Here is a 21991-nt window from a genome sequence, read left to right on the forward strand (position 1 = left end):
ATTTATTATAAATGCGGCCAGTGTTCTTCATTACTTGAAGTAGCTTTTTGCCACCGCTTATCAGTTAGCATGAGTCTCGGCATGGTATGGCGTTACAGTTTGTTTTTGGCGAAAGAGATTATAACGCCTTATCATGCCGTTCAAAAAACAATCACGAAAGATCAACACGCCCTAGTCAATCAAAACCGATTAGTCAGTCAAAAACCGATTAGTGGGTAAAAACCGGCCCCATACCGACATTCCACAGAATAACGGAGGCGGCAAGAATGGCGACCAAGAGGACTAAGCCGCAGGTCACGACGGAGCTTGCGTAGATAAATCCTCGTTCTTCAGGAATTTCCATCAATATCGGTACACCCGTGTACAGTAGATAGACAGAATAGGCGACGCCAATTAGCCCTACAATCATAACAAACCAAATCACGGGATAGAGCGTTGCTAGCCCAACCATAAAAATGGGTGTCGCCGTGTAAGCGGCTAGCTCAAGGCATTGGGTATAATTAGGTGCAGAGCCAAATGTTCGGCTCATCCACAGTGTGAGGTAGGCAAGGGCGGCAACTCCGCCGAGTAACGCTAAGTACATGGCACTGGCAATAAATAGGGCGCTTTGTGGCGTCATGAAAATGGGCTCGCCCGCCCCGATTTGCCAGCCGACATTAACGCTGGCGTAATAGGCGCACACCGGTGGGATCAGGGCCAACAGAAGCGCATGACCAATACTATTTGATGCACCCTCGTGCCGCTCCCCAATCGCTTTCCATTCTTTTTTGGGATGGGTGTATAACCCAACTAAGTGACCTAAAATCATAGTAACTCCGCTCGTTATTCCCTAAATAAAAGGTGCAACGGTCGGCGCACGACGGCCTAGTAGTCTCTAGCTTTGCTGTGCGAAGACAGATGCCCAAATCTTCTTTCCTTAACTAATGAATAGCTCTTGACATCATAATTGGCAAGTTTTAGACGCTATAACAACCTTCCTCATTAGGCAAAGGACGAAGTCGCTCGGAAATAAAGGAAGGAAAATATGCATTCTGTGATGATTGTCATATATTAATCTTTGTTCGTCTCACTTTTAATACGGAGTGGCGTACCCTGGAGTGTTGCTGATTTTTAAGTATTTTTTATCGTAACCTTTGTTGTGCGTTAGAATGCACGTGAGTTTATATTGATAAATTTATTATTTTAAACAGCTGTTTATTGTTCGTCATTAAATTAAATATCATAAGCAGGCACAGGGTGTCTGAGTTCATCTACGATTAGTACAAAGCGATTTAAAACAGCCGCTGCTTTGCAGTCCGGGAGGAGAGCGTCGTGTTGCATAGTAAAGATATTTTAATTGTTGAAGATGATCCTGTCTTCAGTCGAATGATTGCCTCGTTTCTCGAAAGAGAAGGCGCGACGGTCCGTGAAGTAGAAAATGGCCTTGAAGGGCTACAAGCTTTGAGGCAATCCATCCCTGATTTACTGATCAGCGATCTTTCGATGCCAGTGATGACGGGACTTGAGTTCGTTGAAGAAGTAAGCCTCGAATACCCGATGCTGCCCATGATTGTGATTTCAGGTACCGGAGGCATGGCTGACGTTGCCCAAGCACTTCGCTTCGGGGTTAAAGACTTTTTACTCAAGCCCATTGAAGATATCAAATCGGTTAAAAAAGCCATCGAAGCGGTGATTAATGATGCCAACGATGATGTCCATGCCAGTGATGACTTTAGCCAACAATGGTTCAAAGTGGGTGACGATGCCGATAAAGGCGCGTCAGAAAACGAACTCAAATGGCACCTCGATGCGCTGCGTCATAACCCTGGCAGTGCGCGAGAGTTGCTGATTGGGCTGATGCCGGAGCCTGACTCACAACAAGGTGCGTGGCGTTTGTCATATCATTCGCTTCAATCGGCAGACGCGAATCCTATTGTTCTCGATTATGCTTGGCTGATGGGCGGGAAAATGGCGTTCTATGTTGTTGACTCGGCCTCAGCTGAAGAAGATGGGACGGCAACCACGTTGATGATTCGGGCCTTTTTTAATGATTTTGTCCGCTCAAGTGATGTGAATGAACGCGGATTTCTCACTTTGGTGAAACGAATTGAAGATGCGATTCGAGCATCCGCTTATACATCACCTGTGCGTGCTATGTTTGGCGTCTTGAATATGGCTGAGAACCAGCTTGATATTTTTCCGGCAGGTTTAAAAGCCACCATTGACAGTTGTGGTTCAACGAAGCGGGTGCAGAGTGAGCATTGGTTAGGGCGAGATGCATTTAGCAGTCAATTCCAGGCGGTGGACATGCAATCCGGGGATGCCCGGGTATCTTTAAGTGAAGTCGGTTTAAACAGTTTTAGCGTTGATATTCAAAAGATCGCCTAGTACGAATAGCTATCATTAGCGTATTCCACAATCTTCCGCGGCGTTCAGCAAGCGACGCATGCCTAGCTTGCTGGTGGTGGTTTACATCCGTATACTCAGGTCGCTCTGGGCGTGTTATACCCTCACCTTCGATAGATATCAGGGACAGAACGGCATGAAACATTGGTATTTACTTTATTGTAAACGCACGGAGCAACAACGTGCGGAGCAAAATTTAAAACGGCAAGGCGTGGACTGTTATTACCCGATAGTCACGGTCGAAAAGCTGCGCCGAGGCAAATACCGACAAGTCGAAGAGCCTCTCTTTCCCAACTACATTTTTGCCTGTTTTGATCCAGAACGGGTTCAGTATACGTCTGTGCGCTCGACCCGTGGCGTTGTTGATTTTGTTCGTCAAGGCGCGAACCCGATCAACGTCGATATTCAATTAATTCAACACCTGATGATGATGGAAGACAGTGATGAACAACGAGAATTACTGTATCAAGGCTTCAAACCCGGTCAAGCCGTTACGGTTGAAAATGGCCAGTTTGCCGGCGCTGAGGCCATTTTCAAAGAAAAAGATGGTGAAAAACGTTGTATTCTTTTAATCAAAATACTCAATAAACAGACGGAGCTACGCGTTAATAATTCGGATATAAAAGCATCTTATTAAGCGATACCTCTCGTCTTATAGCTATACTCAGCTAACAGCGAATCAAAAAGGAAATGCCTACTGGGCTTAGCTAGGAAAATTTTCGACTGGATGGAAAATAAGACAATATCTCTGATTTGTAGGCATAAAAGTGAGAGTGAGTGTTATATTTTTGGGAAAGTGGTTTCACTAATGAGACTTTTGTGCAACGTCGAGTTTTTCTGTGATAACCCCGTTTACTCTGTAGCGCTGCTTTACGCTGTTGTGTGTCGGTCGCGCAAAATTTACTTCAAAACGTGGTGCTTTGATCATGGAACATAAAGTGTTGGTTGTGGAAGATAGCCGGCCTTTCAGGCGGTTACTCGAAGCTGAGATCCGAAAGGCGGGTTATATTCCCTACATTGCCAGCTCAATTGGCCAAGCAGAAACGATCCTGAATCAAAATACTGACTTCCTGTGTGCTATCCTCGACTATTGTCTGCCAGATGGTCAAGACGGTGAAATCATAGATGTCTGTCTCTCGCTCGATATTAAGGTGATCGTGCTCACCGCGATGATGGATGCGCGCACCCGCGAACGCGTATTGGCAAAAACTGTGATCGATTATATCCCCAAAGACAGTCCCTCTTGTGTTTCTTCGATAGCGCCTTTGTTGAGCCGATTAGAAAAGAATTATCAACATTATGTATTGGTGGTTGATGACTCCCTCACGGCTTGTCGTTATGTGCGTAGCTTATTAGAGCGACAGTATTTGAATGTACTTGAAGCGCAAAACGGTCAAGAGGCATTGGCCATGATTCGGCGTGACGATCGGATTTCATTAGTGATTACAGATTATACGATGCCTGAAATGGATGGCGTCAGTGTCGTCAAAGCACTGCGTAAACTAAAAACCGAGGGTCAGCTAGCGATAATAGGCTTATCCGGCGAGGAAGACTCAAGCTTGACCGCACGATTTTTAAAAGCAGGGGCAAACGACTTTTTGGCCAAGCCCTTTAATCAAGAAGAATTTTATTGCCGCCTGCATAGTACGCTCAACGCACTCGACACTGAGCGTCGCTTGTTCCATATGGCGAATATTGACTACCTGACGCAGGTATGGAACCGGCGTTACTTTTTTGAGCATCCGCATACACGATCTCATAAAGGGCCTCGCAATTTGGCTTTGATCGACGTAGACCACTTTAAAAAAATTAACGACGAGTTCGGCCATCACATTGGTGATATTGCCTTGATAGAGTTAGCCAAAATGATGAAGCGCTATTTCCCTGAAGGATTAGTAGCACGTTTCGGTGGCGAGGAATTTTGCATTCTCTATGGCAATGATGAGAAAGGGTTTGAGCGGCGGCTTGAAGCGATGCGTGAAGAGTTAGCCAGTACCACATGGGAACCTTATGATAAGGCGTTTTCTATCACAATCAGTATTGGTATGGTGCATGCGAATGCCAGTATCGATACGCTTGTACAACGTGCCGATAGGTCGCTTTATCAAGCAAAAACAAGTGGGCGAAATCAATGTGTGAAAGATAATCAAATTGACGTCGCCACCTTGTAACACCATGAAAAAGAAAGCTGCCTTACGTTAGTTGTCGTCGTGGTATTGCTCACAGGCCATTAGCGTATTTTCAATCAAGGTCGCGACTGTCATAGGGCCGACCCCGCCAGGAACTGGTGTGATGTGACTGGCCTTTTCATAAGCAACATCGTACTCAATATCCCCGATCAGTTTGCCGTCATCCATACGGTTTATCCCCACATCGATAACGATGGCACCGGGTTTTATCCAATCGCCAGGAATAAATTTAGGCTTGCCGACCGCAACCACGAGGACGTCGGCTTGCCGAACATGAGCGTCTAAATCCTGGGTAAAGCGATGGCAGGTGGTGGTGGTACAGCCGGCGAGCAAGAGCTCTAACGTCATAGGACGACCGACAATATTGGACGCACCGACAATCACTGCATGCTTCCCGCGTAATGGAACATTATAACGATCGAGTAAGGTGATGATCCCTTTGGGCGTGCACGAGCGTAGCGTCGGCATACGCTGACACAAGCGGCCTACATTAAAAGGATGAAAACCGTCTACATCTTTATCCGGGCGGATCCGCTCCAATACAGGCGTTGTATCAATACCTGCTGGTAAAGGGAGCTGCACTAAAATACCGTCGATGCTGTTATCGTCATTTAAGCGATCAATCAACGAGAGTAGCTCGTGTTGAGAACATGAGGCTGGGAGATCATAGGCGCGTGATACAAATCCAACTTCGTCACAGACTCGGCGTTTACTCCCCACATAAACCTGTGATGCTGGATCCTCGCCGAGCAAAATAACCGCCAAACCAGGTGCGCGACGACCTGCCTCTGTACGGGCGGCGACGCGGGCAGCGATCTCACGACGCACCGTTTGCGCGATCAGTTTTCCATCAATCAATTGTGCGGCCATAACTATCCTTTGGCTAAAGCAATATTTGCCCGTATTGTGACAAAAATTGTTACTGAAAGCTATTGAGCAAACGTTTGCCTTGGCGCGATGGCGAAATGTTCCAGCAATCCCCACTCTGAGATATAGAGGCACTATTTTTTACCGTCTCAGATAGCACATTAGCTCAAAACAGGATAGCGGGTGACTGACAAATAAAATGGTGTGGTTTTGAGCAATTAGGTCAACATTTTAGGGAAAAGCGTTGACGGGACCTGACGTCGCTTTATAATCCACGCTGCATATCGATATTGCGCCCTTAGCTCAGTTGGATAGAGCAACGGCCTTCTAAGCCGTGGGTCACAGGTTCGAATCCTGTAGGGCGCGCCATTTTATGCGTCTCTCCGTATTTTCCTTCTCTAAAGTGCTCTAAAAATAAAGAAGTGCTCTGAAAATAGTCAAACGCGCACAAAACAGTAAAACCTGTGAGCTTAAGCGGTTGAATTGTGAGATATCACCCCAATTTCAATATTTGAACGCCATCGGTTGCCCCTTGTCTCGACTCAGTTGACGGGTGCCGCTATAATAGCGCGTCTTAATTTTCAGTCTCGGATGAGATAGCTCGATACGCCAGTTGCGTGTATCCGGATTCGCAGGGGCTATGACGGACTCATAGCTCGGATGATGCCACCAGTAATACTGGTAAACATCACTCAGTACCCCTGAGTAAATTTGAGGTTAAATTTATAATGCAAGTTACCGTTGAAACCACCGAAGGCCTTAAGCGCCAAATGACCATCACAGTGCCTGCTGCTAATATCGATGATGCAGTCACTAAAGAGCTACGCAATATCGCTAAGAATCGTCGTTTTGATGGTTTCCGTAAAGGTAAAGTTCCATTAAAAATGGTGTCACGTATGTACGGTGACACAGTGCGTCAAGACGTGCTGGGCGAAGTGATGCAGCGTCACTTTATTGAAGCGATGATCCAGGAAAAAGTGAACCCAGCGGGCGCACCAACTTTTACCCCTGTAGAGAACGAAGCAGGAAAAGATCTGGTATTTAAAGCTGATTTTGAAGTGTATCCAGACGTTGAGCTTCAAGGCCTAGACGCGATCAGCGTCGAAAAGCCAAAAGCGGACGTTCAAGAAAGCGACGTTGAAGAAATGCTAAGTACCTTGCGCAAGCAACAAGCGAGCTGGGTAGCAGCAGAAGGTGAAGCGAAAGACAAAAGCCGTGTCACGCTGGACTTCGTCGGCACCATCGACGGTGAAGAGTTTGAAGGCGGCAAAGCCGAAGGCTTCCAGCTAGAAATGGGTCAGGGTCGTATGATCCCAGGCTTTGAAGACGGTCTAGTGGGTAAAAAAGCCGGCGAAGAATTCACTATCGACGTGAACTTCCCTGATGACTACCATGCTGAAAACTTGAAAGGTAAAGCGGCTCAATTCGCGATTAAACTGCATCAAGTAGAAGAACAAGAGCTGCCAGAGCTAACGGAAGAATTCGTTCAGCGCTTCGGTATTGCTGATGGCAGCGTTGAAGGCCTGAAAGCCGAAGTACGCAAGAACATGGATCGCGAGCTTAAGCAAGCGATCAAAAACAAGGTAAAAGAGCAAGTACTCGATGGTCTGGTTGAGACAAAACCAAATCGACGTACCGTCAGCTCTGATTGACCAAGAAATTGGCACTCTGCGTCAGCAAGCGGCACAACGTTTTGGTGGCAACATGGACAGCGCTTCTCAGCTACCACGAGAGCTATTTGAAGAGCAAGCGAAGCGTCGTGTGAGCGTAGGCCTGCTATTGGGCGAAGTGATCAATTCTGAAGAGCTTAAAGCGGATGATGAGCGCGTTAAAGCACTGATCGAAGAAATGGCGTCTGCGTATGAAGACCCATCAGAAGTTGTCGCTTAATTATGAAAAAGACGAGAAGCTGATGGAAAATATGCGTAACGTTGCGCTTGAAGAGCAAGCAATCGATGCGCTGCTTGCAAAAGCAACAGTGACGGAAGCTGAAGTCGGTTTCAGTGACCTAATGAACGCGTCTCAGCAAGCGTAATTCAGGTTAAAAAACGTCTGTGTTTTATTGACACTGCGTAAACGTATCTGCTTACAATGGCCCTAATGACTTGTCATTCGGGCCATTTTTTCCATCTATTGGTCGGAATAGTCACTCAGCTATCCGGCGATCTAGAGAGCATTTTTTTAAATAAAAACTCTTGATGGATCATAAAGCTGCGTGCATCGATATAAGATTTAAGTGACCTGTTACAGCATTTTGTGCTAAACCTTGGTTAAGGCAAGAGTGATAAAAAATTCGATTAGGGATATTACGTTATGAGCCATCAAGATAGAAATGCCATGCCACCCATTACGGACGCGCTTGTCCCTATGGTGGTGGAACAAACCTCGCGCGGTGAGCGCTCTTACGATATATACTCTCGCCTATTAAAAGAACGCATTATCTTCCTGACTGGACAAGTGGAAGACCAAATGGCGAACTTGATTGTGGCGCAGATGCTGTTTTTGGAGTCTGAGAACCCAGAAAAAGATATTTATCTGTATATTAACTCGCCAGGCGGGGTAGTGACTGCGGGTATGGCGATTTATGACACCATGCAGTTTATTAAGCCTGATGTGAGCACCTTATGTACGGGCCAAGCCTGTTCGATGGGCTCGTTCCTGTTGGCTGGTGGCGCTAAAGGCAAGCGCTATTGTCTGCCAAACTCGCGCGTCATGATTCACCAGCCGCTGGGAGGCTACCAAGGCCAAGCGTCTGATATTGAAATTCACGCGCAGGAAATGATCAAAACGAAACACCGCCTCAACACCATATTGGCTGAGCACACTGGCCAGCCGATGGAAGTGATCCAACGCGATACGGACCGTGATAATTTCATGGACGCGCAAGAAGCGGTGGACTACGGCTTAGTTGACGCCGTATTGAGTCAACGAGACTAAACCCAATACGCCGCAGAGCGTTGAAATGAGACAAACTTCGCTCATTAGCCAAAGCTCGATGGTTGTTGGGTCGGAAAAAGTGGCCGATTTGTTGTAAACTCAACATAAGGCAACGACGGGCAAGTGCCCCAAAGAGGTTAGCGAATGACAGACAAGCGAAAAGACGGTGGAAGCGGAAAGCTGCTTTACTGCTCATTCTGTGGTAAGAGCCAACACGAAGTTCGCAAGTTAATTGCTGGGCCATCGGTCTACATTTGCGACGAATGTGTTGACCTGTGTAATGACATTATCCGTGAAGAGATCAAAGAAGTGATGCCGAAGCGTGAAGGTGATACCTTGCCTGCGCCAAGCGAAATCCGCGAGCATCTGGACGATTATGTCATTGGCCAAGAGCAAGCAAAAAAAGTACTTTCGGTTGCGGTATACAACCACTACAAACGCTTGCGAAACGGCGATAAAAGTGCCGAGGGTGTAGAGCTAGGTAAGAGTAATATCCTACTTATTGGCCCAACCGGGAGTGGTAAAACACTGCTGGCCGAAACCCTCGCCCGCTTCTTGGATGTGCCATTTACGATGGCCGATGCAACGACATTAACCGAAGCCGGTTATGTGGGTGAAGACGTCGAAAACATCATCCAAAAGCTGCTCCAAAAGTGCGATTACGACGTCGCCAAAGCAGAGCGCGGTATTGTGTATATCGATGAAATCGACAAGGTTTCACGTAAATCCGATAACCCATCGATCACGCGTGATGTCTCTGGCGAAGGGGTCCAGCAGGCCCTGCTAAAGCTGGTTGAAGGAACGGTTGCATCGATTCCACCACAAGGCGGACGTAAGCATCCGCAACAAGAGTTTCTCCAGGTTGACACCTCGAAAATTCTATTTATTTGTGGTGGCGCGTTTGCGGGGCTAGATAAAGTGGTTGAGCAGCGTGTGGATACGGGCTCTGGCATTGGTTTTGGCGCGCAAGTAAAAGGGGCGACGGAACGGTCAGTCGACGAGTTCTTTGGCAAAGTGGAACCAGAGGATATGGTTAAATATGGCCTGATCCCTGAATTTATCGGGCGTTTGCCGGTAACCGCTGTGCTCAGAGAGCTTGACGAAGATGCACTCGTACAAATTTTGCGTGAGCCGAAAAACGCAATCACTAAGCAATATAGCGCACTGCTTGAGCTTGATGGTGTGGAGCTTGAGTTCCGTGAAGATGCCTTACGTGCGATTGCGAAAAAAGCGATGACACGCAAGACAGGTGCACGTGGTTTGCGCTCAATTGTGGAATCTGTGCTGCTAGATACCATGTATGATCTCCCTTCCATGGAAGGAGTCAGCAAGGTTGTCATCGATGATTCAGTGATCCGAGGCGAATCAGCACCTCTATTGATGTATGAGCACTCTGATAATCAAGCTGCAGGCGGCGAGTAACGCTTGTCACTTGTTTTATCAGCGATAAATAAAAAGGGAGTCGTCACTCCCTTTTTTATTTTCTGACGGTCGAGCCGTTGAAACCTGTCCAACAGACCCCATATACTCTAAATCAGATTGAACGGAAGAGAGAAGCATATGAACTTGGAGCGTTCCGAGCGCATTGACATTCCGGTGCTGCCACTTCGGGATGTGGTGGTTTATCCTCACATGGTAATCCCGCTCTTTGTGGGAAGGGAAAAGTCGATACGCTGCCTTGAAGCGGCGATGGACAATGACAAACAGATTCTATTGGTGGCGCAAAAAGATGCGGCAACCGATGATCCAAGTATCTCAGATTTATATACGGTCGGTACGGTAGCAACCATCCTCCAGCTTCTTAAACTTCCAGACGGTACGGTGAAAGTGCTGGTCGAAGGGATGCAGCGTGCACGTATCGAACAGTTTAGTGAAGACGATTTCTTCACGGCGCAAGCTGACTATCTGACCACGCCAAGTTTGGATGAGCGCGAGCAAGAAGTGCTGGTGCGGACGGCGATCAGTCAATTTGAAGGCTTTATCAAGCTCAACAAAAAAATTCCGCCGGAAGTACTGACGTCGCTTAATGGGATTGAAGAGGCAGCACGCCTAGCTGATACCATTGCAGCGCATATGCCGCTTAAGCTTGAAGATAAGCAACACGTTCTTGAGCTTGTTGACATATCAGAGCGTCTTGAATATCTGATGACCATGATGGAATCTGAAATCGACTTACTTCAAGTCGAGAAGCGGATCCGTGGTCGTGTTAAAAAACAGATGGAAAAGAGCCAGCGCGAGTACTACCTCAATGAGCAAATGAAAGCGATCCAGAAAGAACTGGGTGAGCTGGACGATGCGCCGGATGAGTTTGAAACGCTGAAGCAGAAAATTGAAGAATCAAAGATGCCGCAGGAAGCCCGGGAAAAAACCGAGCAAGAACTGCAAAAGCTAAAAATGATGTCTCCGATGTCTGCCGAAGCCACCGTGGTACGTAGTTATATTGACTGGATGATCAGCGTACCTTGGGCGAAACGCTCGAAAGTGAAGAAAGACTTGGCGCGCGCTGAAGACGTGTTGAATGCCGATCATTATGGTCTTGAGCGGGTGAAAGACCGGATTTTGGAATATCTCGCGGTCCAAAATCGGATGAAAAAACTAAAAGGCCCGATTCTTTGTCTCGTCGGTCCTCCTGGTGTGGGTAAAACGTCTCTGGGGCAATCTATCGCCCGAGCGACTGGACGTAAATATACCCGAATGGCTCTGGGCGGGGTCCGTGATGAAGCGGAAATCCGTGGCCATCGCCGCACCTATATCGGCTCGTTGCCCGGCAAATTGATCCAGAAAATGTCTAAAGTGGGCGTGCGTAACCCTCTGTTTTTATTGGATGAAATCGATAAGGTGTCCTCTGATATGCGTGGTGATCCGTCATCCGCTTTGTTAGAAGTGTTGGATCCCGAACAAAATAACGCCTTCAACGATCATTACTTAGAAGTGGACTATGACCTTTCTGATGTGATGTTTGTGGCCACCTCCAATTCTATGAATATCCCAGGTCCATTATTGGACCGGATGGAAGTGATTCGTTTATCGGGTTACACCGAAGATGAAAAATTGAATATTGCCAAGCGTCATCTGGTTGATAAACAAGTATCACGTAACGGTTTGAAGCCGCACGAGATCACCATCGAAGATTCGGCGATCATCGGTATCATTCGTTACTACACACGTGAAGCGGGCGTTCGTAATCTTGAGCGTGAAATTTCTAAGCTGTGCCGTAAGACGGTAAAAGAAATTTTGCTCGATAAAGACCTGACGCAAGTTACGCTAACCAATGACAATCTACCGGATTATCTGGGTGTACGCCGTTTTGATTATGGTAAAGCGGATGAGCAAAACCGTGTCGGTCAAGTCACCGGTCTGGCTTGGACTGAAGTCGGTGGTGATTTGTTGACGATTGAAACCGAATCCATGCCTGGGAAAGGCAAGCTCACGCATACCGGGTCACTGGGCGATGTGATGCAAGAGTCGGTACAAGCGGCCATGACAGTGGTCCGCAGTCGTGCGGAAAAACTGGGCATTAATAGCGACTTCTATGAAAAGCGTGACATTCATGTGCACGTTCCAGAAGGCGCGACCCCGAAAGACGGCCCGAGTGCGGGTATCGCGATGTGTACTGCTTTGGTGTCAAGTCTCACTGGTAATTCAGTGCGCTCAGATGTTGCCATGACCGGTGAAATCACCCTGCGTGGAGAAGTTCTTCCGATAGGTGGATTGAAAGAGAAACTGCTGGCAGCGCGACGCGGTGGGATCAAAACGGTTGTGATTCCAAAAGAGAACGAGCGTGACTTAGAAGATATTCCGGCCAATGTGAAAGAAGAATTATCGATTCACCCGGTGCGGTGGATTGATGATGTGTTAACCATTGCATTGGTGAATAATCCGCTCGGGATTGAGCTGGTTGACGCTGAAAAGAGTGACATGCAGCAAAATTAAGCAACGTAAAACGCTGACAGACCGCAAAAGGCTTGTCAGCGTTTTTTTTGCTCGCTAACGTTGCTCAGGCGTATTGCCTGCATGGGGCAGGTAATACGCTTCCAACGTCTTTCGTCGACAAAGCGTCTGTTATTGAAAACCGCAAAACCCATAGGATTTGCGGAGAAGTAATCTAAGGGGATGAAAAGTGAATAAATCGGAACTGATTGATCATATTGCGGAGAGTGCTGATATTTCTAAAGCCTCGGCGGGGCGCGCTCTGGATGCGTTCGTAGGTGGTGTCTCTGATACACTCAAGTCAGGTGATCAAGTAGCGCTTGTCGGGTTTGGTACTTTCTCAGTGCGTGAACGTGCCGCACGTAAGGGTCGTAATCCACAAACCGGTGCTGAAATTGATATCACAGCGGCAAAAGTCCCGGGCTTTAAAGCCGGTAAAGCGTTAAAAGACGCAGTGAACGAATAATTATCACGTGACGCAATGCCGAATTATTCGCGTTTGACAGGGCGTTGGAGCTGCAAAGCCATTAACAACCGCGTATAATTCCGTGCACAAGAGCGTAAAGGCGCATCAAACGATGCGCCTTTTTAGTTGAAAAACAACCAGCCCAAACCAGTTGGAGTACCGGCCAGTTATGATGGAACGTATTCGCGAAGGCACCAATAGTCTTGTGGTGAAGATCATTTTAAGCCTTATTATCTTTTCCTTTGCTTTTGCCGGTGTCGGCAGTTACTTGGCAGGCGGTTCCACGCCGCCCGCTGCCACCGTTGGCGATAAAGAAATTAGCCGTGCTGAGTTGGATCGTGCCTATCAAAATGAGCGCGCACGTATGCAACAACAAGCGGGCGAGCAATTCAATCAGCTGCTCGGTAACCCAGAGTATGTAAAACGTTTTCGCCAAAACATTCTCGATCGCATGGTGAACGACCAGCTTCTAGAACATGAAGCTAGTGCATTAGGGCTACGAGTCAGTGACGAGCAGGTGAAAGCGGCAATCCGTGCTATGCCTCAATTCCGTCAAGCGGGTCAGTTTAATAACGAGCGTTATCAAGCGGCACTACGTCAAACCGGTATGAGTGCGGATGAGTTTGCCAATTATATGCGTACTGACTTAGTTCGTCAGCAGTTGGTTAATGGCTTACAAAGTACTGCTTTCGTGTTACCGAGCGAGTTAGAAAGCTTATATCGACTCGAAGCACAGAGCCGTGAAGTGCGAACCTTAACGTTACCAGTAGAAGACTTTGCCAAGCAGGTCTCCTTGGCGGATGATGAGCTCGAAGCCTATTACCAAGCGCATCGCGATGATTATATTCAGCCGCGTATGGTGAAAGTCGCGTATGTGGAACTAACCGGTGAAGGCTTGGCGAGTGATATTCAAGTGACCGATGAAGACATTGCCACTTATTATCAAGACAACCAGTCTCAGTATGGCTCACAAGAGCGCCGTAAGGTGAGCCATATCTTAATTGAAGGAACGGGAGACGACGCCAAAGCGCGCGCGCAACAAGCGTTAGACCGTCTTAACCAAGGTGAAGCGTTTGCAACACTGGTCAGTGAAGTCTCTGACGACACGTTTAGTGCTGAGCAAAACGGATCACTGGATTGGATTGAACCTGGGGTGATGGATCCTGCGTTTGAAAAAGCCGCTTATGCACTCGATCAAAAAGGCGATACCAGTGGGTTGGTTAAATCTGATTTCGGTTATCACATCATTCGTTTAGATGATATTGACCCAGCAGACGTGACGCCATTGTCTGATGTTAAAGGCGATATTCGCCTTGCTTTGCAACAAGAGCGCGCGGCGGATCGCTTCTATGCCCAATCAACGCAACTGGCCGAAGTGGCTTTTGAAGAGGCAAACGGGCTTGAGCCTGCTGCACAGGCCGTCAATAGTCAGGTGCAGTTTACGGATTACTTTGCGCTCGATAATGCCGAAGGTTTAATGGCACGCCCTCAAATCCAACAAGCGCTTGATAGCTATGATGTGCGTGAAAATGGCCTTAACTCTGAGCTGATTGAATTATCGGGTGAGCATGCGATTGTGGTTCGTCTCGACGATGTGAAGCCTGAAAAACAATTGAGTTTTGCCGAAGTGAAAGACCAGGTGCAGGCGACGCTTGCCGCAGAAAAAGGCCGCCAGCAGGCGCAAGAAAAAGCCGACGAGTTGGTTGCGCAACTTGAGCAGACCGGTACGCTCGATCAGCGTGATTATGTGTTCAGTGATGCGCAAGTGATCAATCGTGTTTCTCAGCAGCAAGCGGTGTCGGAGCTCGCCTTCTCGCTGCCTCAGCCTGAAGACGCAGATTCAAGTTATGGGGTAACGCAGAACCGGTCAGGGCGATATTGTGGTGGTTGCGCTGGATAACGTGATTAACCCTGCGATGCCAGACATTAGCCACAAAGCCAAATGGCCGATCGCGTTGCACGTGCGATGAGCAATATGTCTTTGTCTGCCACATTACAAGCACTGCGTGATCAGGTAGATGTCACTTATGCCGAGGTTGATGCACAACAATAATAGAAGTTGATGTACAACAATGAGTGAACGCCGTCACGACTTGTGACACTGAAAGGCGAGAAATGCTCAGCACAGCATTGTGAAATGCCGATAGAGAGTTAGATGTCTCTCGCATTCGCCAGTGTGAAAATAGAAAAACGACGCTAGGATTTTGTCCTGCGTCGTTTTTCGTTTTTAGGGGACATGAAAAGGCATAGGCGGTGATTTACTGTGTCGACGATATTTATGACACGGAGATCAAAAATGAAACACCTACTATCCAGCATCCTGGTTGTTCTGGCACTGGTGACGGCTCCCACCGCGTGGAGTGCCAGTCAAGAAACTTCTCAAGGCTCTGAACAGGTTGAAACGCTCTCGGTAAACATCAACACCGCCAGTGTGCAAATTCTCTCAGAACAGCTCACGGGTATTGGACCTGCCAAAGCGAAAGCCATTGTTGACCATCGACAAAAGCACGGAAAGTTCGCCTCGCCTGATGATCTGGTGACGGTGAAAGGCATTGGTGCGTCGACCCTGGAGAAAAACCGCGATCGGATTAAAGTCTAGTAAAAATTGACCTGCATATTTTGCGCAAAGGTGCGATAGCCTTTGCGCGAATATTGCTTGTGTCTGCGCGCCGTAATGCACACAATGAAAACTGGTTGTAGGAAAGTAGCAGGACGCAATGACACACAAACAAAGTCACTTTTTTGCTCATCTTGCGCGGATGAAGCTGATTTATCGTTGGCCTTTAATGCGCAATGTGTCCATCGAAAATATCTCTGAGCACAGTTTACAAGTGGCGTTTGTCGCTCATGCATTAGCCCTTATTAACAATAAACGCTTTGAGGGGCATTACCAGCCAGATCGTATCGCAGTACTCGCCATGTTTCATGACTGTAGCGAAGTGATTACCGGCGATTTACCCACCCCGGTTAAGTACTTTAATCCGTCGATTGCCGCTGAATATAAAAAAATCGAGAAAATGGCGGAGAAAAAGTTGATCGCCATGCTGCCGCCAGAGCTGCAGGATGAATACAGCGGTTTAATCGATTCAGACCATATTGATCCCGATGATTATTTGTTGGTTAAACAAGCCGATATTTTATGTGCCTATTTAAAATGCTTGGAAGAAATAGCGGCGGGAAATCATGAATTTGAGCAAGCCAAAAAGCGACTTGAAACATCACTAGAAAAGCGGCGATCGCCGGCAACAGATTATTTTATGGCCACCTTTGTGGATAGCTTTACCTTATCGCTTGATGAGATCAGTGACGATGGATTTTGAACTATCTGACGCCTGGCAAATCCGCCAGATGACCAATGAGAACAAAAAACGCCGCCACGATAAGCGCACCGTTTATCAGCGAGACCGTGCACGTATCTTACATTCGGCCGCGTTTCGCCGCTTACAAGCTAAAACACAGGTATTGGGGGCCGAGCACAGTGACTTTTATCGCACCCGATTAACCCATTCGCTCGAGGTGTCACAAATTGGTACCGGCATTGTGGCGCAGCTCAAAGAAAGACAGCCTGAGTTTCGGCCTCTTTTGCCGTCCACTGGGTTGATGGAAAGCTTATGTCTTGCCCATGACATTGGCCACCCGCCCTACGGGCACGGTGGTGAAGTGGCATTAAATTATATGATGCGAAACGACGGGGGCTTCGAAGGCAATGCCCAGACATTCCGGATCGTGACGCTGCTTGAACCTTATACGCAACATCATGGCATGAACTTGGCGCGTCGCACCTTGCTGGGCGTAATGAAATACCCCGCGTTTATCAGTGCCGCGCACAATGGCTCACAGCCAGCGCCTGTCAGCGATTTCCGTCACCTCAAAGCGCGTGACTGGCAGCCTGCGAAAGGCATTTACGATCATGATAGTGCGCGTCGAGACTGGGTGCTTGAGCCGTTAAGTGCGGCAGATCGGGCGTTATTTTTGACGTTCAGAGATAACACCCCTGATGACCAGCACCGCAAGACCCGTTATAAGTCATTGGACTGCTCTATCATGGAATTGGCGGATGACATCGCTTATGGCGTCCACGATCTCGAAGATGCGATTGTGATGGGGCTGGTCACGCGTGAACAATGGCAAGAGGCCGTGGCAAGTTATATTGCTGAATGCGGCGATCCTTGGTTAGAGGCCAATATTGGTGAGCTGAGTGAACAAATGTTCGGTCCACCGTATGAGCGCAAAGATGCGATTGGGGCCTTGGTCAATACCTTACTGACGTCGGTCGAGGTCGCCCCGACGGTTCAAGATGGCTCTTACCGTTTTACTTCTCCTTTGTTGGCCTGGAACGCGTATTTAACCGAGGTGATGGCTGGCGTGCTTGAGGTACTGAAGCAATTTGTCAGCGAATTTGTGGTGAAGCAGCCTGAGCTTCAGGTGGTTGAGTATAAAGGTCAGCAATTGGTGATGGAGCTGTTTGACGCCTTTGCCTCTGATCCCGAGCGCCTGCTGCCCAAAGACTATCGACAAGATTGGCTAATGGCACAAGCCACGGGCGAGTCGGGGATGCGTGTGATTGCCGATTACCTATCGTCGATGACAGACAGTTTTGCTCAGAAGCTGCATAGCACTATGTTTACCGCCGCGAGCAATGGGCCTCTGTACGCTATTCGCTAGTACGGAGGTTTTTGTGAGATTGAGGCATAAAGGCAAGTTGGCGGGCTATCATGGCCTCAAAGCTTGTCAACAAGGGTCGATACTGTTCAGCATCACCACTTAGCTCACTGAGCGCAGCAAACCCAGCCTCCAGGGTAGAAAGAGCCCCCGGCTTACTACTTTTGCGGATGGTGTATTGGCTCGATGGCATGGTGGTGATGTTGACCGTGGGTAAATCATGGAGATTCTTTGACAGTTGATACATCTTGTACGCTTTCTTCCATGTTCCGTCGAGTAAGATGACTCCCCACGTCACCTTGCTATCGCTTTTTGCCACAGCGCGTTTGGTCAGCGCTGACAGTGAGATGGTCTGTTCGCCCGGATAGAGCACCACATAGCGACGCTGAGACTGTGCGAGTTTCTTATTCAGCGCACTGTGCGCGCTAAAATCCTCTCCCGTCCAACGTTCACAATTGTCTAACGCTAACGCGAGCAAACAAGCGCTATTCTTCGGGTGCGAGACTTCATCGGGGTGCTGCAAAATAATCACTGGGATCGAATTGGCGATCGGTGTGATGGTATTGCATACGCAAATGGCTTTCGCTTTATGGCAAGACGCGCAGTATCGAGACATGAGGATCACTGTTTGATAACGGAATCAAGCAGCGTTTTACCGCTGCTTGATAGAAAACGCAAGTATCGTTTAGGGGCTTAGGTGGCTTGGCTATAGCCGGAAAGGAAACGCTCAAAGCGGCTGATCGCCATTTCCAAGTCATCCACCGCGGTAGTGTGACTAATCGAAAATGATCGGGTTTTTTCCAGTTAAAGCCAGTGCCATGCACCATGAGCACTTTTCTTGCAACAAAAAGTCGAGCATTAACTTTTCATCATTATGAATGTTATACCGTTTAGTATCGATCTTAGGGAACAGATACAATGCCCCCTTGGGTTTTTTACAACTCACCCCAGGGATCTGATTGATCAGCTCATAGGCTTTGTCGCGCTGCTCTAATAACCGCCCACCCGGCAGGATCAGCTCGTTAATACTCTGATAGCCGCCGAGTGCCGTTTGAATCGCGTGTTGCATCGGCACGTTGGCACACAGGCGCATCGACGCCAGCATTTCAAGCCCTTCGATATAACCCCGCGCAAGCTGTTTTGGCCCGGTTACCAGCATCCAGCCGGCACGAAAACCACAGACTCGATACGCCTTGGACAAACCGTTAAAGGTTAAACAAAGTACATCTGGAGCGAGGGTGGCGATTGAATAGTGCTGAGCGTCGTCATACAAAATTTTATCGTAAATCTCGTCGGCAAAAATGATCAGCTTATGTTGGCGAGCCAGCTCCACGACTTGCAACAAAAAGTCACGGCTATAGACGGCCCCGGTCGGATTATTAGGGTTAATCAGTACCAGTCCGCGAGTGTTAGGCGTGATTTTGCGCTTGATATCGTCTAAATCCGGATACCAATCAGACTCCTCATCACACAGGTAGTGGACCGGATTCCCCCCAGATAACGACGCCGCCGCGGTCCAAAGTGGATAATCGGGCGAGGGTACGAGCAGCTCATCGCCATTATTCAGTAACGCTTGCATCGCCATGACGATCAGTTCGGAGGCGCCATTACCTAAGTAGACATCTTCGACGTCAAGATCCATCAAGCCGCGCTTTTGGTAATGTTGCACCACCGCTTTACGCGCCGAGTAAAGGCCCTTTGAGTCGCAGTAACCTTGGGAGGTGGGCAGATTCCGGATCACATCGACCAGGATTTCGTCGGGGGCATCAAAGCCAAACGGCGCGGGATTACCGATATTCAGTTTTAAGATACGGTGGCCTTCTTCTTCCAGCCGTTTTGCTTCTTTCATCACTGGGCCGCGAATGTCATAACAGACATTATCCAGCTTGGCGGACATACCGATTGGTTGCATTACCCTTCCTGTCAATTAAGCGTGAAAATTATTATTAGGCTTTTTAAGTAACTTACACTATTTCTCACCCACTTCGAAAGATGGTTGATCGATTTGAAACCGATTCAGTAGATAAGGCTTTGTTTAGCTTGAGTCGACAAAAATCGACCCATTTTAACCGAAGACTGATCTAGCGCATATTTGTCTTATTCGGTGACAGGTAGACTGACAAGCAAGAATAACGTGCCACATAAAGAGAGCATGTACAGACTTGCGGATAGGACTGCCGCCTAGGCGGTTGGAGGATGTTGTGACTACCTTGATTCAAGCAGCTAACCACTTGCAAAGCCAGCTGGCGATCAGTCAAGCGCCAACACAATTACAAACTGAGTTTACCTGGCCAGGGAATTTATCGCCCATCGCGTGGCTAGACGCGCAACCTGTCTATCCGAAGAGTTATTGGCAGTCGCGTGATGGCCGGGAAGAGGTGCTGATACTGGGGGCATGCCGTCAGTTTGCTCAAATTCAGCAGGCGCAAGCGAGCTTATTACCTGATCAGCGAATCTGGGGATGTGTGGCGTTTGATGATGAACCAGGCAGCGGCGACTTTTTTCTTCCTGTGGTCGAGCTTATTCGCCGCGATAAACAATGGCAGCTGTGTGTCAACCTCACGGCTGATACTGACAGCCAAGCCATCCTCAACCAGATAATTTGGCAAGGTCGCCCTCTCGCGCCGATGGTAGGGCAAGTGAGTCAAGAAACGCATACCCCAACTCATCGCCAGTGGTGTCACACGGTGACGCGTGCATTGTCATACATGGCGCACACTGAGCTGAAAAAAGTGGTACTCGCGCGGCAAACACGCTTAACGTTGGATGGCGCGGTGAGCGGTGGACAGCTGCTTAGCCACAGTCAGCAACATAATGGCGAGAGTTTTCATTTCCTGTTTGCAACCGGGCCTGACGATGCGTTTGTTGGATCGACCCCAGAGCGGTTATATCGCGCGCGAGATTGTCGTGTCACCACAGAAGCGGTCGCGGGCACCGTGCGTCGCGGCGCAAGCTTTAGTGAAGATCATCACCTCGGTGAGTGGTTGTTAAATGACAGTAAGAACGTGCATGAGAATCAGCTCGTCGTCGATGATATTTTTGCCGGCTTACGTCGCCATTCATTAACGATCACCGTTGACCCTGAACCGCATTTGATTGTGCTTCGTCATCTTCAACATTTGCGTCGTCGTATTAGTGCTATCGTTGGTCCTGGTGTTGATGACAGTGTGATCTTGGGCGCGCTTCAGCCGACCGCCGCGGTGGCGGGTCTTCCTCGTGAGACAGCCCGCGAATTTCTGTCCGCACAAGGGATAACACGAGGTCGTTACAGTGGCGCCGTCGGCTATATTTCGCAACGAGAAAGCCAATTTTGTGTGGCGATCCGAAGCGCGCAAATTACCCATAACACGGTAGATTTATTTGCGGGCGCCGGAATCGTTCCTGGATCGGATCCCGAGGCTGAGTGGCAAGAATTAGACAACAAACTGACGACCATGCGTCAGTGCTTACCGTGTCCGCAGGCGGACGAGCATGACGATGCCATTGCTGGGGTATGCTGATGTCGCTGACACTCACGCATATTTGGGCTGAGACCCTTATCGACGAGTTGTCTCGCCTGGGCGTCCAACATATTTGTGTTGCGCCAGGATCGCGATCGACGCCGCTCACGTTGGCGGCTATAAAACAAAGCCAACACCCTCAACGCCCGGTCACTTTGCACCGGCATTTTGATGAACGCGGCCTTGGATACCTTGCGTTAGGGTTAGCCAAAGCCGAACAGGCACCGGTGGCGATGATTGTTACCTCAGGCACGGCGGTGGCGAATTGTTTACCAGCGGTGGTAGAGAGTGGGTTAACCGGTGAGCCATTAATTATCCTTTCTGCAGATCGCCCGTTTGAATTGGTCGATTGTGGGGCGAACCAAGCCATTGTGCAGAGTAACCTGTTTTCGTCCCATGTCACCGCTCAACTTGACTTACCCACGCCAGATGTGGGGATGCCACTTCGCGCTTTATTAACCAAAGTGGATCAGGTGCTTGCCCGTCAAGCTGAGTGTGGCGGCAGTGTACACATTAATTGTCCATTTCGAGAGCCGTTCTATGGTGAGCGAGATCCCGCGCTTGCGCGTCAGATCCGGGCCCCGATTGCTGACTGGTATCAAAGCGATCAAAGCTATACCCGCCATCATGGACGGCTTTTTGCGTCGGCAGAGCAAGATTGTCTACCGCCCCCTTTGCCACTCGATTCCGCAGCCAAAACGGTGATTGTTGCAGGCGCGCTGCCACACGGGTTATCAACATCGGTGAGCCGCTTAGCCGAATCGTTGAATGCGGTGGTATTGGCAGACCCTCAATCAGGCATTGCCAGTACCGCCCCTGGCTACGATCTTTGGTTAAACAACCCCAGATTGCAGGCGCAGTTGCATCAAGCGCAATGGGTGATCCAGCTTGGCGGTCGTTTGGTGTCAAAACGTTTGGGACAATGGTTGGCGCAAACCTCAGCTCATTATTGGTTGGTGACGGAGCAAGCGCAGCCACTCGACCTCATCATCGGGCGGTTGAACAGTGTGTTGTCGACAAGCGCCACTGGTCGTTATGGCTTAATGCACTGACTG

16 protein-coding genes, 1 tRNA gene and 3 pseudogenes are annotated in these 21991 nt (G+C 48.7%); 16 read left to right on the forward strand and 4 right to left on the reverse strand.

Going from position 1 to position 21991, the window contains the following annotated elements:
• Positions 1 to 219: pseudogene (locus DZ54_RS25530) on the forward strand (hypothetical protein); the annotation flags it as partial.
• Here the strand turns inward: DZ54_RS25530 and DZ54_RS0112155 are convergent.
• Positions 209 to 808: a Yip1 family protein gene (locus DZ54_RS0112155; protein WP_025674363.1), complete on the reverse strand. Its 600-nt coding sequence runs from the start codon at positions 806 to 808 to the stop codon at positions 209 to 211. The pseudogene DZ54_RS25530 and the gene DZ54_RS0112155 sit on opposite strands and share 11 nt — an antisense overlap.
• A gap of 503 nt (positions 809 to 1311) precedes the next feature.
• On the opposite strand from DZ54_RS0112155, the gene DZ54_RS0112160 reads away from it, so the two are divergent.
• The 3 genes from DZ54_RS0112160 to DZ54_RS0112170 all read left to right on the forward strand — a co-directional run bounded on the left by DZ54_RS0112160 (position 1312) and on the right by DZ54_RS0112170 (position 4556).
• Complete coding sequence (locus tag DZ54_RS0112160) at positions 1312 to 2367, forward strand: response regulator (RefSeq protein WP_025674364.1); 1056 nt, start codon at positions 1312 to 1314, stop codon at positions 2365 to 2367.
• Between the two features lie 154 nt (positions 2368 to 2521).
• Positions 2522 to 3022 (forward strand): transcription/translation regulatory transformer protein RfaH, encoded by a 501-nt coding sequence (gene rfaH / locus DZ54_RS0112165; RefSeq protein ID WP_025674365.1) that lies wholly within the window; start codon positions 2522 to 2524, stop codon positions 3020 to 3022.
• 289 nt (positions 3023 to 3311) lie between these two features.
• Positions 3312 to 4556: a response regulator gene (locus DZ54_RS0112170; protein ID WP_025674366.1), complete on the forward strand. Its 1245-nt coding sequence runs from the start codon at positions 3312 to 3314 to the stop codon at positions 4554 to 4556.
• A 27-nt stretch (positions 4557 to 4583) separates the two neighbouring features.
• On the opposite strand, the gene folD is transcribed toward DZ54_RS0112170, so the two are convergent.
• Positions 4584 to 5444, reverse strand: coding sequence for a bifunctional methylenetetrahydrofolate dehydrogenase/methenyltetrahydrofolate cyclohydrolase FolD (gene folD, locus DZ54_RS0112175; RefSeq protein WP_025674367.1), 861 nt, complete (start codon positions 5442 to 5444; stop codon positions 4584 to 4586).
• 289 nt (positions 5445 to 5733) lie between these two features.
• Here folD and DZ54_RS0112180 point away from each other — a divergent pair.
• The 10 genes and pseudogenes from DZ54_RS0112180 to DZ54_RS0112225 all read left to right on the forward strand — a co-directional run bounded on the left by DZ54_RS0112180 (position 5734) and on the right by DZ54_RS0112225 (position 17439).
• A tRNA-Arg gene (locus DZ54_RS0112180) sits at positions 5734 to 5810 on the forward strand.
• A 359-nt stretch (positions 5811 to 6169) separates the two neighbouring features.
• A pseudogene (gene tig / locus DZ54_RS21410) lies at positions 6170 to 7476 on the forward strand (trigger factor).
• A 278-nt stretch (positions 7477 to 7754) separates the two neighbouring features.
• Positions 7755 to 8378, forward strand: a complete 624-nt coding sequence (clpP, locus tag DZ54_RS0112190) for an ATP-dependent Clp endopeptidase proteolytic subunit ClpP (protein ID WP_025674368.1) — start codon at positions 7755 to 7757, stop codon at positions 8376 to 8378.
• A 144-nt stretch (positions 8379 to 8522) separates the two neighbouring features.
• On the forward strand, positions 8523 to 9800 hold the full coding sequence (gene clpX, locus DZ54_RS0112195; protein ID WP_025674369.1) for an ATP-dependent protease ATP-binding subunit ClpX: 1278 nt from the start codon (positions 8523 to 8525) through the stop codon (positions 9798 to 9800).
• Between the two features lie 138 nt (positions 9801 to 9938).
• Positions 9939 to 12311 carry an endopeptidase La gene (lon, locus tag DZ54_RS0112200; RefSeq protein WP_025674370.1) on the forward strand — a complete coding sequence of 791 codons (2373 nt, stop codon included), beginning with the start codon at positions 9939 to 9941 and terminating at the stop codon, positions 12309 to 12311.
• Between the two features lie 187 nt (positions 12312 to 12498).
• Positions 12499 to 12774 (forward strand): HU family DNA-binding protein, encoded by a 276-nt coding sequence (locus DZ54_RS0112205; RefSeq protein ID WP_025674371.1) that lies wholly within the window; start codon positions 12499 to 12501, stop codon positions 12772 to 12774.
• Positions 12775 to 12943: 169 nt separating this feature from the next.
• A complete protein-coding gene (gene ppiD / locus DZ54_RS21415; RefSeq protein WP_240473994.1) occupies positions 12944 to 14674 on the forward strand; it encodes a peptidylprolyl isomerase in 1731 nt (576 codons plus the stop codon).
• 396 nt (positions 14675 to 15070) lie between these two features.
• A complete protein-coding gene (locus DZ54_RS0112215; protein WP_025674372.1) occupies positions 15071 to 15373 on the forward strand; it encodes a ComEA family DNA-binding protein in 303 nt (100 codons plus the stop codon).
• 118 nt (positions 15374 to 15491) lie between these two features.
• On the forward strand, positions 15492 to 16094 hold the full coding sequence (gene yfbR / locus DZ54_RS0112220) for a 5'-deoxynucleotidase (protein ID WP_025674373.1): 603 nt from the start codon (positions 15492 to 15494) through the stop codon (positions 16092 to 16094).
• Positions 16084 to 17439 (forward strand): anti-phage deoxyguanosine triphosphatase, encoded by a 1356-nt coding sequence (locus DZ54_RS0112225; protein ID WP_037354444.1) that lies wholly within the window; start codon positions 16084 to 16086, stop codon positions 17437 to 17439. The genes yfbR and DZ54_RS0112225 overlap by 11 nt, the downstream gene beginning before the upstream one ends.
• On the opposite strand, the gene DZ54_RS0112230 is transcribed toward DZ54_RS0112225, so the two are convergent.
• Both DZ54_RS0112230 and DZ54_RS21420 read right to left on the reverse strand, forming a co-directional pair.
• Positions 17429 to 18052: a tRNA-uridine aminocarboxypropyltransferase gene (locus DZ54_RS0112230; protein ID WP_025674375.1), complete on the reverse strand. Its 624-nt coding sequence runs from the start codon at positions 18050 to 18052 to the stop codon at positions 17429 to 17431. The genes DZ54_RS0112225 and DZ54_RS0112230 overlap by 11 nt on opposite strands.
• A 77-nt stretch (positions 18053 to 18129) precedes the next feature.
• Positions 18130 to 19348 (reverse strand): annotated as a pseudogene (locus DZ54_RS21420) (pyridoxal phosphate-dependent aminotransferase).
• A 289-nt stretch (positions 19349 to 19637) separates the two neighbouring features.
• Between DZ54_RS21420 and DZ54_RS0112240 the strand changes: the two are divergent.
• Both DZ54_RS0112240 and menD read left to right on the forward strand, forming a co-directional pair.
• On the forward strand, positions 19638 to 20936 hold the full coding sequence (locus tag DZ54_RS0112240; protein ID WP_025674378.1) for an isochorismate synthase: 1299 nt from the start codon (positions 19638 to 19640) through the stop codon (positions 20934 to 20936).
• On the forward strand, positions 20936 to 21988 hold the full coding sequence (gene menD, locus DZ54_RS26175; protein ID WP_164831591.1) for a 2-succinyl-5-enolpyruvyl-6-hydroxy-3-cyclohexene-1-carboxylic-acid synthase: 1053 nt from the start codon (positions 20936 to 20938) through the stop codon (positions 21986 to 21988). Before DZ54_RS0112240 ends, menD begins: the two co-directional genes overlap by 1 nt.
• Positions 21989 to 21991 lie beyond the last annotated feature (3 nt).

The organism is Salinivibrio socompensis S35 (assembly GCF_000513715.1).
GTDB lineage: Bacteria > Pseudomonadota > Gammaproteobacteria > Enterobacterales > Vibrionaceae > Salinivibrio > Salinivibrio socompensis.